This window comes from Bacillus sp. RIT 809 (assembly GCF_016892495.1).
Classification (GTDB): Bacteria; Bacillota; Bacilli; order Bacillales; family Bacillaceae_G; genus Bacillus_A; species Bacillus_A cereus_U.
Map to the genome: position 1 here is coordinate 1 of NZ_JAFEMR010000088.1, position 238 is coordinate 238.

Sequence of the window (238 nt, forward strand, 5' to 3'; positions counted from 1 at the left end):
AAGGTGCTCAGTTTTAGCTTTTTCATATCCGGCAGATTGAATTTTTACACCTTTTTTAAATCTCCTAGACATATCTCTTTGCGCTGACTTTTTCCTTTTCAAAAGTTTTTTAACCTTGGCATCTTTGTTTATATTTCGTTCTTTCGTACCATTAGAAGCCACAAACAGCTCTTTTAAACCAACATCCACACCAATCGACTCATCGGTTAATTCTTGTGCTTCAAAGGATTCTTCGAAC

General features: G+C 35.7%; 1 pseudogene. It reads right to left on the reverse strand.

Annotated features, from left to right (window positions below):
• Positions 1-238 (reverse strand): annotated as a pseudogene (locus tag JTF23_RS27595) (RNA-guided endonuclease InsQ/TnpB family protein); the annotation flags it as partial.